Source organism: Marichromatium sp. AB32 (assembly GCF_003718675.1).
Taxonomy (GTDB): Bacteria; Pseudomonadota; Gammaproteobacteria; order Chromatiales; family Chromatiaceae; genus Marichromatium; species Marichromatium gracile.
The window spans coordinates 93,640-108,052 of the sequence record NZ_RHFJ01000003.1 but is presented as its reverse complement, the minus strand read 5'-3'; the positions used below and the strand labels follow the sequence as shown (position 1 = coordinate 108,052).

Annotated in this window: 12 protein-coding genes; all 12 read right to left on the bottom strand. The window is 67.1% G+C overall.

Features of this window, described 5'->3' with window-relative positions; translation table 11 throughout:
* Window positions 1-22: 22 nt before the first annotated feature.
* Window positions 23-634, bottom strand: a complete 612-nt coding sequence (bchJ, locus tag EBL85_RS02130) for a bacteriochlorophyll 4-vinyl reductase (protein ID WP_123139958.1) — start codon at window positions 632-634, stop codon at window positions 23-25.
* Window positions 631-1,989: an oxygen-independent coproporphyrinogen III oxidase gene (gene hemN / locus EBL85_RS02125; RefSeq protein ID WP_123139959.1), complete on the bottom strand. Its 1,359-nt coding sequence runs from the start codon at window positions 1,987-1,989 to the stop codon at window positions 631-633. The genes bchJ and hemN overlap by 4 nt, the downstream gene beginning before the upstream one ends.
* A 485-nt stretch (window positions 1,990-2,474) precedes the next feature.
* Window positions 2,475-3,383, bottom strand: coding sequence for a putative photosynthetic complex assembly protein PuhE (gene puhE, locus EBL85_RS02120; RefSeq protein ID WP_123139960.1), 909 nt, complete (start codon window positions 3,381-3,383; stop codon window positions 2,475-2,477).
* Window positions 3,384-3,517: 134 nt separating this feature from the next.
* A complete protein-coding gene (puhC, locus tag EBL85_RS02115) occupies window positions 3,518-3,937 on the bottom strand; it encodes a photosynthetic complex assembly protein PuhC (RefSeq protein WP_223806025.1) in 420 nt (139 codons plus the stop codon).
* Between the two features lie 51 nt (window positions 3,938-3,988).
* A complete protein-coding gene (gene puhB / locus EBL85_RS02110) occupies window positions 3,989-4,630 on the bottom strand; it encodes a photosynthetic complex putative assembly protein PuhB (RefSeq protein WP_123139962.1) in 642 nt (213 codons plus the stop codon).
* The gene (puhA, locus tag EBL85_RS02105) at window positions 4,627-5,409 is read right to left on the bottom strand and encodes a photosynthetic reaction center subunit H (protein ID WP_123139963.1); all 783 of its coding nucleotides are present in this window, start codon (window positions 5,407-5,409) and stop codon (window positions 4,627-4,629) included. The genes puhB and puhA overlap by 4 nt, the downstream gene beginning before the upstream one ends.
* Window positions 5,410-5,675: 266 nt before the next feature.
* Entirely contained in the window at window positions 5,676-6,377 is a 702-nt protein-coding gene (gene bchM, locus EBL85_RS02100) for a magnesium protoporphyrin IX methyltransferase (protein WP_123142040.1), read from the bottom strand.
* Entirely contained in the window at window positions 6,377-7,225 is an 849-nt protein-coding gene (gene bchL / locus EBL85_RS02095) for a ferredoxin:protochlorophyllide reductase (ATP-dependent) iron-sulfur ATP-binding protein (RefSeq protein WP_207301277.1), read from the bottom strand. Before bchL ends, bchM begins: the two co-directional genes overlap by 1 nt.
* Window positions 7,226-7,251: 26 nt before the next feature.
* Window positions 7,252-10,998 (bottom strand): magnesium chelatase subunit H, encoded by a 3,747-nt coding sequence (locus EBL85_RS02090; RefSeq protein WP_123142039.1) that lies wholly within the window; start codon window positions 10,996-10,998, stop codon window positions 7,252-7,254.
* Window positions 10,973-12,562, bottom strand: coding sequence for a ferredoxin:protochlorophyllide reductase (ATP-dependent) subunit B (bchB, locus tag EBL85_RS02085; RefSeq protein WP_123142038.1), 1,590 nt, complete (start codon window positions 12,560-12,562; stop codon window positions 10,973-10,975). Before bchB ends, EBL85_RS02090 begins: the two co-directional genes overlap by 26 nt.
* Before the next feature lie 4 nt (window positions 12,563-12,566).
* A complete protein-coding gene (locus EBL85_RS02080) occupies window positions 12,567-13,844 on the bottom strand; it encodes a ferredoxin:protochlorophyllide reductase (ATP-dependent) subunit N (RefSeq protein WP_123139968.1) in 1,278 nt (425 codons plus the stop codon).
* Window positions 13,841-14,350, bottom strand: a complete 510-nt coding sequence (gene bchF, locus EBL85_RS02075) for a 2-vinyl bacteriochlorophyllide hydratase (RefSeq protein ID WP_062272403.1) — start codon at window positions 14,348-14,350, stop codon at window positions 13,841-13,843. The genes EBL85_RS02080 and bchF overlap by 4 nt, the downstream gene beginning before the upstream one ends.
* Window positions 14,351-14,413 lie beyond the last annotated feature (63 nt).

Genomic DNA, 14,413 nt, shown 5'->3' with positions numbered 1-14,413 from the left:
CGAAAGTGCATCGGACATCGGTCTACCAGCGGACCTCGAAGACGCAGGTCTCGGCGCCCTTGGCCTGGCAGGCGGTCTCGGTGACCCGCGCCTCGCGCTGCACCAGCTTGCGGTAGAGACGCTCGAAGGTCCCGGCGTAGAAGTCGCAGAGGGGATGCTCGGCGCGGGCGCCGGCACAGATCGGGCCGTCCTCGATGATGAAGCGCGGCGGATAGGCCGGCAGCGCCTCGAACCGACCGGAGCCGGCGAAGGTCCAGGCGTTGCGCCGGATCGCGGTCATCAGCACGCGGCTGGCCAGGGGCGCGGGCAGGATCTTGAGCAGACGTTGCGCCGGGCGCGGGATGCGCCGGGCGAGCAGATAGTCGCCGGTGCGCACGCCGGCATCACGCGAGACCGCCTTGGCGCCCTCGACCCCGATCAGCTCGCGCAGCGCGACATGGAGCCGGGTCACCTCGCGCTCGTCGACCATGGTCTCGGGCATGGCATCGAGATAGTGCGCAAGGCCCGCGGCCTCGAGCAGCGCCTCGACGCGCTCGCGTCCTTCGAAGGACTCGAGCGCCTCGGCGATGCGAATGATGGCGTTGGGACCGACTCGCCCCGGGGCCGGGACGGTGGTATTGACTGGTTGATTCATTGGACTAGGATCGATCGCCACTGCGTACTGCCCCAGCCACTCGAACCGCCCCGCTCGACACAGAGTCCGTGGAGCAGATAGCGCCCCTCGGGGGTGACCCGGATACCATCCTGGCTGACCTCGACCAGCCCACCGTCGCCATCGCACAGCAGACGATCCTGGTCCTCCTTGAGCGCGGCGGCCGACGCGGCGGGCAGACGCATGTTACACATCAGGGAGACCAGCGCATCACGGCGCCGACGCTCCCGCTCACCCAGTCGCCGTCCCGCGGCGACCGGCAGTTGACCGGCATCGAGCCGTCCCCGCCAGGCACGCAGATCGGACTCGTTCTGCACCAGCACCTCACCCAGCTCACCGACACCGCTGGGGCCGAAGGCGAGCACCCGCGAGGCCGGCAACGGGGTATAGCCGATGGCGGTGCGGTGAAGCTGACCAGCACGCTGGGCGACGGCCAGCTCATCGCCCTCGCGCACGAACAGGTCGAGACCGACCCAGCGATAACCGGCCTTGGTGAAGGCCTCGACGGCCTGGCGGAACAGTGCCAGCTTCTGCTCGGCGCTCGGCAGCATCGCGGCGTCGATGGCGTGCTGGTGGGGACGGCGAACCGGATCGTGATTGTAACTGAAGCAGGAGATGCGGTCGGGGGCGAGATCGATCACCTGATCGAGGGTGGTGCGGAAACCCTCGGCGGTCTGGAAGGGCAGACCATAGATCAGGTCGAAGCTGATGTTCTCGAAGCCGGTGTCGCGCGCGGTATGGTAGACATCGCGCACCATCCCCAGCGACTGCAAGCGGCCGATGGCGCGCTGCACATCGGTGTTGAGGTCCTGCACCCCGAAGCTGACGCGCTTGAAGCCGAGCCCGTAGAGCAGATCGAGCTGGCCGGCCGAGGCCCGACGGGGGTTGCACTCGATCGAGGTGCAGGCATCGGGGGCGAGTGTGAAGTGATGCTCGACGATCTCCATCAACCGGGCGAGCTGGGGCTCGTTGAGATGGTTGGGGGTCCCACCGCCGACATGCAGCTGCACCACCCGGCGTCCCCGCCCGATCAGCTCGGCGACCCGCCCGAACTCACGCTCGAGGGCGTCGAGATAGCCGTCGACCTTCTCCTCGCTATGCGTGATGGTGGTATCACAGGCGCAGTAGAGACAGCGCACGTGACAGAAGGGCACGTGGACGTAGAGCGCGAGATCATCATCCGGGGCACTTGCCAGCTCGGCGAGTGCTTCTCGGTAGAGGGTTTCGCAGAAGGATCGGTCGGAGACCAGACCCGAGGGGGAGAACGGACATCCGCTCGAGGATTGGCCATACCGGTCGAGCAACTCGAACGGCACACTGGTAGAGAGAGGCGCCATGTGTCAAACCTGTCTTCAGGTTGTGCCGCGAACATCCGGGTACCGACGCGACGGACCAGGCCGTGGCCACCCCAAAGTGTCGCAGTCTCGAATCCATCCATATCCGACTCGGAATGTCCGGCGGATTCACGGACCTCGTGGACGAGGGCGCGCGAGCGCTGGACGGCCAGCACGACTCAATGAATCTCTCCGCGAAGAACCTGGCTCAGGATGTCTCGGCACCCCGTCGGGCCGCCGAAGGCATCTTGCAAGCGCTTGTCCAAGCGGGATTTTCCGAATGGATCGAGCACACCGACGGTCTCGTCGATCTGCGCTCAGGACTCCATGCGACCGCGCCGCGCTCGCCATGGCTGGCACCGAGGATTATACGTCGACTGCAGACGAAGCTCTACCTTGTCACGGTGACCGACGAAAAAGTTCCCGGCACCCATGCGGCGCGATGCCGACCACCCCGCTCGACACCTTGCACAGGTAGGCCGAAACCCTCAGAGCCCGGAGGCCCATCCGGTTCGTCGGCCACAGGCGGGGGCGGCATAATCACCGCCCTCGCCGCCCTGCGGGCGGGTGCGCGACACCGCCGAGCGCAGCGCGCCACCATCCGCACCCGAGCCACCCTGATCATCCTTGGCCGCATCCTGGCGATTCGGCAACGCCCAGGACCAGAGCGCCTCGTCGGGCAGCGGCAGCACCAGCAGCCAGTGCTCGAGCAGCGCCAGCGCGAGCAGTGTGGTGGCCAGGCTCAGGCGCACCGCGGCGGCGCCGGCCGAGTGTGGCGCAATCGCCTCGAGCACCATCAGCACCACCACCACGGTGGAGACGGTGATCGAGATCGGGAAGAGCAGGTTCATGCCGCGATTGGGCATGTAGCTCTTGAGATAGCGCAGATGCTCGGGGAGCCAATCCTCGTTGAGGTTGGGCACACCGAAGAAGAGATTGAGCTTGGCGCTCCAGCGCATCAGCCACAGCACCATGAAGGTCCAGACCCCGACCTGGTTGGGCTGCTCCCAGGCGATCAGGATGAGGAACACGGCGGTGGCGATGATCGCCAGCTCATGATAGAGGCTGGTGAGCACCGCCAGCCAGAAGCGACGCCAGCCACGACAGTCCCGGGGGCAGGCAAGCTTGCGCGGACCGGTGAGAAAGCCGGTGAAATAGCTCATCTCCAACACCCCCCAGATCACCAGACCACAGGTGAAACCGGCATAGGCGGCGAGACGGCCGTCGTGCAGGCTGCTCAGGGCGAAACCGAAGATCGCCACCGCCAGCACCACGATGCCGCCGAGCATGGTCCAGCGGAAGGTGCGACGCGGCAGATTGTCGAGATAGAGCACCACGCCGGTGCCCAACCACCACAGCCCGAGCGCGAAGAGGACTGGGAAACCGAAGTCGGTCATGCGATGCGACCCATTCTGCTGCTGAGGCGAGCCGCAGGGCTCGCCGATATCACCGAGACCATCCGCTGCCCGGTCGCATCAGGGTCGATACGCGCGAGCAGGCGCGTCCCCGCGGGGACGCGCCACGAATGGGCTCACTGGGAGACCGGCTCGGCGTCCAGGAGTTCGGCGAACACGCCTTCGTTGCTCTCGCCAAAGGCGCGCAACCGGATCAGGATCTCGGTTTCCGGATCCTCCAGGGTGATCGCACCGTCGGCGCGACGCGCCACCTGGAAGGGTGCCCCGGCCTCGGCCTGGTGCAGCATGCGCTCGCGCCCCATGCTGCGCAGCACGCCACGCACGAAACCGCCCTCGACGGGCGCGAAGGTCTCGATCAGTTCGCCGGTGGTGTCGTCGTAGACGGCGAGCACGTCCTCGGGCTGCGACTCGAAACGCAGATCCCTGGTCTCGACCGCCGGGGCCACCGGGATCTGCTCCGGCGACATGCCGGTGAGACGCGCGATGCTGATCATCAGGATGATCGAGCCGAGCAGGATCGCGACTGCGATCAGCACGCCCCGCGGAAACGGGCGTTCACCAAATGGATCACTCAAGATGAGACCTCGTCAGGAAGCGGCTGCGGGACTGGACTCGGCCTCGCTGTCGCTCGCGGAATCCTGCTCCTCGCCGCTCTCGGCGAAGGCCTTGAGGGCATCGGCCAGGATTCCGGCGACCCGGTCGACGTCCGGGATCGCCCGCAGCATCGGGCGTGGAGGCGAGAAGGTCCAGGGGCGGACATGGGGCCAGAAGAGCACGTAGGAAGGACGCGCGGACTCAGCGAGCAGCAGGGGGATGTCGCCACAGCCATCGGCGTAGCGACGCAGATCAGCGGTGCGGATCTGCGCGAAGGGCAGATTCATCATCATCGGCAGCGCCACACCGATCCGCATCACCACCCGACGCGAGGTGATGGTGTAGACGGTGGTCCGCGCCATCCCCCAGGCCAGCAACACGAGGGCGCCGATGGCCAGCGCCGCCAGCATGGCGATCCACAGCGTTCCCTGCACCACGGCGGCAACGCCGCCCTGATCCGCCCACCCGAATGCCAGCAGCACTGCCAGCAACAGGAAGTAGACGGCGATCTTCCTGACGTGGAAGACGCGCCGCGCCAGGACGTTCCAGCGCGGCGCGCCCTGCCAGAGCAGCTCCTCACCAGGAGGAAGCTGCTCGGGCAAACCCCGAATAGGCTCGAAGTCGTATTCCTTCACAGCAGGGGCTCTGCACGCTCTTCGGTGGCGTAGAGTTTGCCCGCGGCATAGAAGGCGCAGACCTTGTCCTCTTCATAGAGGGTGACCTGATCCGGGCTGGCCAGGGTCGGCACCTTGGCGAAGTGCTCGCCGCGCAGCGACACCACCTTGACCTTGCCTTCCTTCTTGTTGAAGCGGCAGAAGTTGATCGGCAGCAGCACCTGCTTGCCACCCTGAGCGGTCTTCATCTCGAGGTAACGGATCTGCGGCTCGGAGCGATCGACCCAGACGTCGGTGATGGTGCCGCCGTTGGCGCCGTCGAGACCGACCACGGTCATGCCGCGCGGATCGGGATCCTTGCTGGAGATGGAGAAGTCGGTGGCCACGCGCAGCGGCACGATCTTCGGACGACCGTCCTCGGTGAGGTCGGGGTGCTTCTCACGGTTGGGCGAGGAGCCCGGGCCGACGCCAGCGGTCATCGGATCGCCGATCGGCTCGATCGGGGCACCGAGGAAGGGCGCGATCGGCTTGGCCTTGAGGTTGGTCTCCGGTGCCTTCGGGTTCGGCGCCTGCACGGTACCGCCGTTGTGCGGCAGGATGAAGGTCTTGGGCGCGGGCATGCCGGGGAAACCGACAACCTTGACGCGACCGCCCGAGCGCTCGGTGCGATCGGAGTCGAGCGGATAACCCTCGCGCTTGTCTTCCTGACGCAGGTAGTAGATCAGACCGGCGAAGAAGAACCAGAAAGCCCAGATCGTGAGCTGGGCGACATCGATGTATTCAGTGATGGCAGCATTCATGTTGTGACCTCCGTAGGACAAATGGCCAGCCGGCTAACCGGCCAGACCGAAGCGCGATGACCGCCTTGGACCGGGTCGATGGGCCAGACCCGCAAGCGCACCAGTGACGACCAACGTGGCAGATGAAAAAACGAACTCGCGTGATGTGACAACTCCATAACCGGCCGACAAACCGGTCTCGACCGGACCCCTCTCCGCCCCGTGGCGCGACCCGAACACAGCCACGCGCGGCGTGGACAGTGCGCACTGCACCCTGGGGCAGGCACTCATGCCGGCACCAGCTCCAGGGCCTGAGAGGTGTAGAAGCCGACCATCACCCGGTGGGTGCGCCCTGGCTTCCAGCCACTGAGCCTGGGCTCGGCGGCGATCAGCGCCTGCAGTCGCTCCAGGCTCACCGGCACGATCGCCGGCGAGCGATCGCTGCGCGGGAACCACTTGCCGACGGCGTGCATCAGTGCCAGCAAGGGCGTCCGTGGCGCAAAGGTGAACAGGATCGATCCGCTGGTGCGCTCGGCGATCCCGGCGAGCACATCCACCACATCCTCGGGGCTGTAGTGGATCAGCGAGTCCATGGCCACCACGTAATCGAAGCGACCGTGGGCCGGGTCGAGCATGTCACCGGCCTCGAAGTGGACCACACCGGGCCCGAGATCGGCCGGCAGGCGCTCACGCGCCACCTCGATCAGACTCGGCGCCACATCGATGGCGCAGACCTCGGCACCGCGGCGCGCCGCCTCGACCGAGAGCATCCCGGTCCCGCACCCGGCGTCGAGCAGACGCTTGCCGGCGAGATCGCCCGGCAGCCAGCTGAGCAGGGTGTTGCGCATGTCGTCGCGCCCGGCGCGCACCGTCTCGCGGATACGCGAGACCTTGGCATCCGAGGTCAGCTTCGACCAGGCCTCGGAGGCGGTGCGGTCGAAGTAGGTCTTGATCTGACTCCGACGCTGTTGATAGGAACCCTCGGCCATCAGTCAAACCCCAGAAAATCGAAGATGTCGCGATCGCGCATCGGTCGCGCGTCCAGCGGCTCGACCCCGTTCCAGAGCTGCTGGGCGAGCTGCAGATACTGCTGCTGCGCGGCCTCCAGCCCGGAGTCCGGCTCCGGCTGCATCTCGAACACGGTCGACTTCTTCAGTCGGCTGCGACGGATGATGTCGAGGTCGGGCAGGTGTGCCAGACGCTCGAGACCGACGGCCTCGATGAAACGATCGATCTCGTCGGTCTGACGGCTACGGTTGGCCACCACGCCGCCGAGACGCACCTTGTAGTGCTTGGCCTTGGCCTGGATGGCCGCGGCGATGCGGTTCATCGCGAAGATCGAGTCGAAGTCGTTGGCGGTGACGATCAGCGCGCGATCGGCATGCTGCAGCGGCGCGGCGAAACCGCCGCAGACCACGTCGCCGAGCACGTCGAAGACCACCACGTCGGTGTCCTCGAGCAGATGATGCTGCTTGAGCAGCTTCACCGTCTGACCGACCACGTAGCCGCCGCAACCGGTGCCGGCGGGCGGGCCGCCGGCCTCGACGCACATCACCCCGTTGTAGCCCTCGTAGACATAATCGGAGGGGCGCAGCTCCTCGGCGTGGAAGTCGACCGACTCGAGCACGTCGATGACCGTCGGCACCAGGCACTTGGTCAGGGTGAAGGTCGAGTCGTGCTTGGGATCGCAGCCGATCTGCAGCACCCGCTTGCCGAGCTTCGAGAAGGCGACCGACAGGTTCGACGAGGTGGTGCTCTTGCCGATCCCGCCCTTGCCGTAGACGGCAAAGACCTTGGCCGACTCGATCTGCAGGTTGGGATCGAGCTGCACCTGCATGCTGCCCTCTCCGTCCAGGTACTTCGTCACGCGGCAGCCTCCTCGACGACGCCTTCAAGGCGATCTTCAAGCTCTTCGCCCGCCTTGCGCAGGGCCTCGAGCGTCGCCTCGTCGGGCGACCAATAGTTACGTTCGTGCGCCTCGATCAGTCGGTTGGCGACCTTCGCCGAGGCGGTGGGGTTCAACTGGGCCAGCCGGTTGCGCATCTCATCGTCGAGCACGAAGGTCTCGGTGAGCTGCTGGTAGACCCAGGGGGCGACCTGACCGGTGGTGGCCGACCAACCCATGGTGTTGGTCACATGGACCTCGATCTGGCGCACGCCCTCGTAGCCGTGCTTGAGCATGCCCTCGTACCACTTGGGGTTGAGCATGCGGGTGCGGGTCTCGAGCGCGACCTGCTCGGCCAGGGTCCGCACCACGCCGTCGCCACGGGTCTGGTCGCCGATGTAGACCGGCACCTCGTCGCCCTTGAACTGACCGACGCTCTTGGCGATGCCGCCGAGGGTGTCGAAGTAGTGGTCGACGGTGGTGACGCCGAGCTCGACCGAGTCGAGGTTCTGATAGGCCAGCTGCACCTTGCCGAGCACGTCTTTGAGCAGCTCGGTCTGCTGCATCGGCTTGCCGGAGCGGCCGTAGGCGAAGCTCTTGCGCCGGGTATAGGTCTCGGCGAGCTCACCGTCCTCGTCCCAGCTGCTGCTGTCGATGAGGTTGTTGACGTTGGCGCCGTAGGCCCCGTCGGCGTTGCTGAACACCCGCAGCGCGGCGGTCTCGAGGTCGCAGTCGTGCGCTTCCATGTACTCGAGCACGTGCTTGCGGATGAAGTTCTGCTCGACCGGCTCGTCGGCCTCGGCGGCGAGGAAGGCGGCCTCGGCGAGGAGCTTGGTCTGCAGCGGCAGCAGGTCGCGGAAGATGCCCGAGAGGGTCATCACCACGTCGATGCGCGGGCGTCCCAGCTCCTCGAGCGGGATCAGCTCGGCGCCGCACAGCCGGCCGTAGTTGTCGAAGCGCGGGCGCGCGCCCATCAACGCCAGGGCCTGACCGATCGGGCCACCCTCGGTCTTGAGGTTGTCGGTGCCCCAGAGCACCAGCGCGATGCTCTCGGGGAAGCCGTTGCCCTCGGCCTGGTGACGCTCGATCAGCAGCTTGGCCTGCAGCGCGCCGTCGCGCTGGGCGAAGCGGCTGGGCATGCGGAAGGGGTCGAAGCCGTGCAGGTTGCGACCGGTGGGCAGGATCTCCGGGGTGCGCAGCAGATCGCCGCCGGGCGCCGGCGGGATGAAGCGTCCGTCGAGCGCGGCGAGGATCGCCGGGGTCTCGGTGTCCTGCTGCAGCTGCAGGTTGATCCTGGCCAGCTCGCGGAACAGCTCGACGTTCTCCTCGGAGGTCGCCATCTTGGCGGCCTTGAGCGCCTTCTCCGGCGACTTGCCGGCGACCAGTGCCGCGACCGCGTCGCGCTCCGGGCGGATGTCGCGGGTCGACTCGGCCACCGCCACCAGGGTATCGATGCGCTCCTCGTCGGTCGGCGCCTCGCCGACCACGTGCAGACCGTGCGGGATCAGGGTGTACTCGAGCTCGAGCACCTCCTCGTTGAGGCGGGTGATGCGCGAGTCGATCTCGGTGCCGGCCCACTGCGGCTCGAGCTCGGCGAGCTCCAGCTCGGCGGCCTGGGCCTGGATCACCTCGGCGAGCTGAGCGCGCTCGTCGGTCTCGCTCGGCGGCAGCGAGCGCCACCGCTCCATCGACGACTTCAACTCGACCAACCCCTTGTAGAGACCGGCATGCGCGATCGGCGGGGTGAGATAGCTCACCAGGGTCGCGGCCGCGCGACGCTTGGCGATGACGCCCTCGGAGGGGTTGTTGGAGGCGTAGAGATAGACGTTGGGCAGATCGTTGATGAGACGATCCGGCCAGCAGGCGCCGGACAGACCGGCCTGCTTGCCCGGCATGAACTCGAGCGCGCCGTGGGTGCCGAAGTGCAACACCGCGTGAGCGCCGAAGTCCTCGCGGATATAGCGATAGAAGGCCGAGAAGGCGTGGGTCGGGGCGAAGCCCTTCTCGAACAGCAAGCGCATCGGGTCGCCCTCGTAGCCGAACGAGGGCTGGATGCCGACGAAGACGTTGCCGAACTGGGCACCGAGCACGAAGATCGAGGCGCCGTCGCTCTGCTGACGACCCGGGGCCGGACCCCAGTGGGCCTCGATCTCGGCGAGATGCGGCTCGCGACGGACGTGATCGTCGGTGGCGATGCGGGTGTGGACGTTGGCGTGAGCACCGAAGCGCGAGGCGTTGCCGTTGACCACACGCTCGCGCAGGTCATCGACGCTCTCGGGCAGCTCGACGCCATAGCCGGCCTCCTTCATCGACACCAGGGTGTGATAGAGCGAGGAGAACACCGACAGATAGGCCGCGGTACCGGTGTTGCCGGCGTTCGGCGGGAAGTTGAACAGCACCACCGCGACCTTGCGCTCGGCGCGCTCGGCGCGACGCAGCCGCACCAGCTTGGCGACACGGGCGGCGAGCATCGCGGCGCGATCGTCCTTGGCGTTCATGTCGCGGTTGGCATCGCCGCTGCCGTCGCCAGTACGACCACCGAAGACCATCGGGTTGGTGGCGCCGTCGAGTTCGGGGATGGCCACCATCATGGTCGACTCGACCGGCATCAGCCCCTGGTCGGAGTCCTGCCACTGATCGAGGGTCTGGAACTCCACGGCGAGGGTCGACATGTAGGGCACGTCGAGCTTCTCGAGCATCTCCTCGGCGGCCTTGGAGTCGTTGTAGGCGGGACCGCCAACCAGCGAGAAGCCGGTGAGCGAGACCACCGCATCGACCGTCGCCTTGCCGTCCTTCATGAAGAACTTCTCGATCGCCGGACGGGCGTCGAGCCCACTGGCGAAGGCCGGGACCACCTGCAGACCGTGGGCCTCGATCGCCTTGATCACGCCCTCATAGTGCCCGGAGTTGCCGGCGAGTACGTAGGAGCGCATCAGCAACAGGCCGACACGTCCCTTGAAGCCACCCTTGCCGGGATTGGGGAGCTGGGCGAGCTGCTCGGTGATGCGACCCTTGACGGCGGGGTGGAAGAGCCCGACCTCGGGATATTCGATGGGCGCGCCGACCTTGAGGGTGCCGCGCAGATGGCGCCGCTCGCCGTCGGCGTAGCGGTCGACCAGGAAACGGATCATGTTGCCGAGGTTGTCGGCGGAGCCGGCGAGCCAGTACTGCAGGGTGAGGAAGTAGGCGCGCACGTCCTGCGCGGTGCCGGGGATGAAGCGCAGCAGCTTGGGGATGCGGCGCAGCATCGACATCTGCTGGGCGCCGGCGCTCTGCTGCTTGCGCTCCTTGTTGCCGCGCAGACGCTTGAGCAGCGCCATCGGGCCGCCCTGGGCGCTGCCGTCCATGGTGAAGCCGCCGAGCTTGGTCAGGCGCATCAGCTCGCTGGCCGACATGCACACGATCATCGCGTCGCAGTCGTCGCGACGCGCCTGCAGCGCCGGCAGGATGGGGCGGAAGTGCTCCTCCATCACCAGCATGGTGACCATGATGATGTCACCCCGGGCGATGTCGGCGTGGCAACGCTCGAGCGACTCGGCGTCACCGGCCCAGTCGGTCGCCGCGTGCAGACTCAGCTCCAGACCCGGGAGGTCGCGCCGCACCTCCGGCAGTGCGCGCTCGGTGGTTCCCGCCAGATGCCCGTCAAGGTTGATGATGACGACGCGAACCGGAGTCTCATCGGGTTTCTTGGCGCGCTGATCAGCGGCCGAAATGCGCTTTGGCATCGTAGAGCGTCTCCACAGTAATGGTCTGGATCCCGCGCTCCGTGGCATAGCGCTCGGTGTTGCGCTTGGCCTTGCCGCGCACGAAGAACGGGATCTTTTTCAGTTCCTGCTCGGCTTCCGGTGCCCAAGCCATTGCAGCGGGGTCGCCAGCCGCGGCGGCGGGCGTCTCCTCCAGCTGTGCGGACGCGGCGGCTTCAGGGGCCCGTCCGGGGCTCGCGCCATGTCCCAGATGCGACGGGGTCGACGCGTCGTTGAACTCGAAGTCCTCCCTGAACATGGTGATCAGGTGCTCCTCGAGACCCATCATCAGCGGGTGGACCCAAGTGTCGAAGAGGACGTTCGCGCCCTCGAAGCCCATCTGCGGGGCATAGCGCGCAGGGAAGTCCTGCACGTGCACCGGCGCCGAGATCACCGCGCACGGCACCCCCAGACGCTTGGCGATATGGCGCTCCATCTGGGTGCCGAGCACCAGTTCCGGGTGCGCCTCGGCCACCCGCGCCTCGACCTCGAGATAATCGTCCGTGATCAGCGGCTCGACACCATACTGCTTGGCCGCGGCGCGGACCTCGCGGGCGAACTCGCGCGCATAGGTGCCGAGCCCGACCACGGTGAACCCGAGTTCCTCGCTGGCCACCCGCGCCGCGGCCACCGCATGGGTGGCGTCGCCGAAGATGAAGACCCGCTTGCCGGTCAGATAGGTCGAGTCGACCGAGCGTGAGTACCACGGCATTCTAGACCAGTCGGGCATCGGAATGCTGCCCGTATCGATCCCGGCGACCCGACCGACCTCGGCGATGAAGTCGCGGGTGGCGCCGATGCCGAGCGGCACCGTCTTGACCGTCGGCTGACCGAACATGCGTTCGAGCCAGAGACAGGTCTGGTCCGCGGTCTCGGGATAGAGACAGATGTTGAAATCGGCCTCGGGCAGACGCAGCAGGTCGGCCGGCGCAGCGCCGAGCGGCGCGACCACGTTGACGTCGACGCCGATCATGTCGAGCAGCCGGGTGATCTCGGTGACGTCGTCGCGACAGCGGAAACCGAGCGAGATCGGCCCGAGCAGGTTGGCGCGCGGGCGCTGCCCCTCGGGGCGCGGCGGACGCGACTCACCGGGTGCCGGACGACGCTCGTGCAGCAGGCCACGGACCAACTGGTAGAAGGTCTCGTTGGCGCCCCACGACTCCTTGCGGGTATAGGCCGGCAACTCCAGCGGCAGCACCGGGATCGGCAGCCCCATGCCCTGGGCGAGCGCGCCGGGCTGATCCTGGATCAGCTCGGCGGTGCAGGACTCGCCGATCAACAGCACCTCGGGCGAGAAGCGGTCGTAGCAGGCCTGGATGGTGTCCTTGACCAGCTCGGCGGTATCGGCGCCGAGTTCGCGGGCCTGGAAGGTGGTATAGGTCACCGGCGGGCGCGAGTCGCGCCGCTCGATCATGGTGAACAGGAGATCGGAATAGGTATCTCCCTGGGGCGCGTGCAGCACCAGATGCACGCCTTTCATCGAGGCGGCGACGCGCATCGCGCCGATATGAGGCGGCCCCTCGTAGGACCAGAGCGTCAGCTGCATGATGTCAAACCTGTAACAGCGCACCGCGGGTGAGCGGGCGCGCGAACAATTCTGCGAGATCCGCCGCTTGGTCGAATCCGTGCACCGGCGAGAACACCAGCTCGATCGACCACTTGGTACGCAACCCTTCGGCCTCGAGCGGGTTGGCCAGCCCCAGTCCACAGACGGTGAGGTCGGGACGCGCGGCGCGCACGCGGTCGAGCTGGGTCTCGAGGTCCTGGCCCTCGGTGACCCGCACGCCCTCGGGCAGCAGCGCCAGCTCGGGTTCCATCAGCTGACGATCGATGAAGGGCGAGGCGACCTCGACCAGCTCCATGCCGAGCTCGCGCTGGAGGAAGCGCGCGAGCGGGATCTCGAGCTGGGAGTCGGGCATGAAATAGATGCGCTTGCCGGCGAGCTGCTCGCGATAATGCTCGAGCCCGCGGCGGGCACGGGCCACCGCCGGCGCGGCAACCTCGTCGACGCGCTCGGGGGTCACGCCCCAGGCGGCGGCGGCGGCCTTGAGCCAGGCCAGCGTACCCTCGACGCCGAAGGGATAAGGGGCCGAGAGCAGCGCCGCGCCGCGCTTGTGCAGCGCGCGCGCGGTCTCGCCGAGGAAGGGCTGGGCGAGCAGCACCGAGGTGCCGGGGCCGACCGGGGGCAGCTCGCTGGCCTGACGCGGCGGCAGGAAGTGCACCGGGCCGATCTCGAGGGCCTCGAACAGCCGGCGGAACTGGTCCTCGACCACGTCGGGCAGGGTGCCGAGCACCAGCAGCGAACGCTCGATGCTGGGCAGTGCCGGCAGGCGCGGCACCAGCGCGCCAAGACAGGCGTCCTCACCCTGGGTGAAGGTGGTCTCGAGGCCGCTGGCCGAGTAGTCGATGACCTGGACGCGGTCACTGTAGCGCTCGGAGAGACGCTCGGCGGCCTTGCCCAGGTCGAGCTTGATCACCTCCGAGGGACAGGAGCCGACCAGAAACAGGGTCTTGATGTCGGGACGACGCTCGAGCACGTCGGCGACCACCCGGTCGAGCTCCTGGTTGCAATCGGCCATACCGGCGAGATCGCGCTCCTGGAGGATGGCGGTGGCAAAGCGCGGCTCGGCGAAGATCATCACCCCGGCGGCCGACTGCAGCAGGTGCGCGCAGGTGCGCGAACCCACCACCAAGAAGAAGGCGTCCTGGATCTTGCGATGCAGCCAGACGATACCGGCCAGACCGCAGAAGACCTGGCGCTGACCACGCTCGCGGGTGATCTCGGGCAGCGCGCAACCGCCCTGCTTGGGTTCGCTGACCAGGCTCATTCGGCCACCTCGGCGAGCTTGGCGTTACGATTCCCCTCGAGCCGCGCCGCGCGCAGCTTGATCAGGAACTGCCCGGCATTGATCACGTAGGTGGCATAGGCGGCGAGCGCGATCCACATCTGTCCGGTCACATCGACCCAGTTGGTGGCCAGGGCGACCAGATAGGCGGTGTGCAGCGCCAGCACCAGCATGCTGAAGACGTCTTCCCAGAAGAAGGCGCGCGCGAACAGATAACGCCCGAACACGACCTTCTCCCAGATCGCGCCGGTAATCATGATGGTATAGAGGATCAGGGTCTTGATAACGATGGAGACCGTCGCCGCCAGCGCACCCTCGCCGGTTGACAGGTAACGCAGCACCAGGTACAGACTAACCAGAAAGACCACGAATTGAACGGGCGCAAGAATCCCCTGAACCAGCGTCCAAGGCGATTCGTCCCGGCGCCTGCGCTCTTCTGGGGTATAAAGCGGCGGGCGCGGGATTTGCTTTGATTGACGGAGACTCATCGTTGGCCGGGCTCGCTTCGATCCTTAGTCGTTATGTCATGCATGAGGAATCTAGTCCGCTTT

Excerpts from the sequence above, each read along its gene's own strand:
- bchJ (WP_123139958.1), bottom strand. The coding sequence starts at position 634 with ATGAATCAACCAGTCAATACCACCGTCCCGGCCCCGGGGCGAGTCGGT.
- hemN (WP_123139959.1), bottom strand. The coding sequence starts at position 1,989 with ATGGCGCCTCTCTCTACCAGTGTGCCGTTCGAGTTGCTCGACCGGTAT.
- puhE (WP_123139960.1), bottom strand. The coding sequence starts at position 3,383 with ATGACCGACTTCGGTTTCCCAGTCCTCTTCGCGCTCGGGCTGTGGTGG.
- puhA (WP_123139963.1), bottom strand. The coding sequence starts at position 5,409 with ATGAATGCTGCCATCACTGAATACATCGATGTCGCCCAGCTCACGATC.
- bchM (WP_123142040.1), bottom strand. The coding sequence starts at position 6,377 with ATGGCCGAGGGTTCCTATCAACAGCGTCGGAGTCAGATCAAGACCTAC.
- bchL (WP_207301277.1), bottom strand. The coding sequence starts at position 7,225 with ATGCAGGTGCAGCTCGATCCCAACCTGCAGATCGAGTCGGCCAAGGTC.
- EBL85_RS02090 (WP_123142039.1), bottom strand. The coding sequence starts at position 10,998 with ATGCCAAAGCGCATTTCGGCCGCTGATCAGCGCGCCAAGAAACCCGAT.
- bchB (WP_123142038.1), bottom strand. The coding sequence starts at position 12,562 with ATGCAGCTGACGCTCTGGTCCTACGAGGGGCCGCCTCATATCGGCGCG.
- EBL85_RS02080 (WP_123139968.1), bottom strand. The coding sequence starts at position 13,844 with ATGAGCCTGGTCAGCGAACCCAAGCAGGGCGGTTGCGCGCTGCCCGAG.
- bchF (WP_062272403.1), bottom strand. The coding sequence starts at position 14,350 with ATGAGTCTCCGTCAATCAAAGCAAATCCCGCGCCCGCCGCTTTATACC.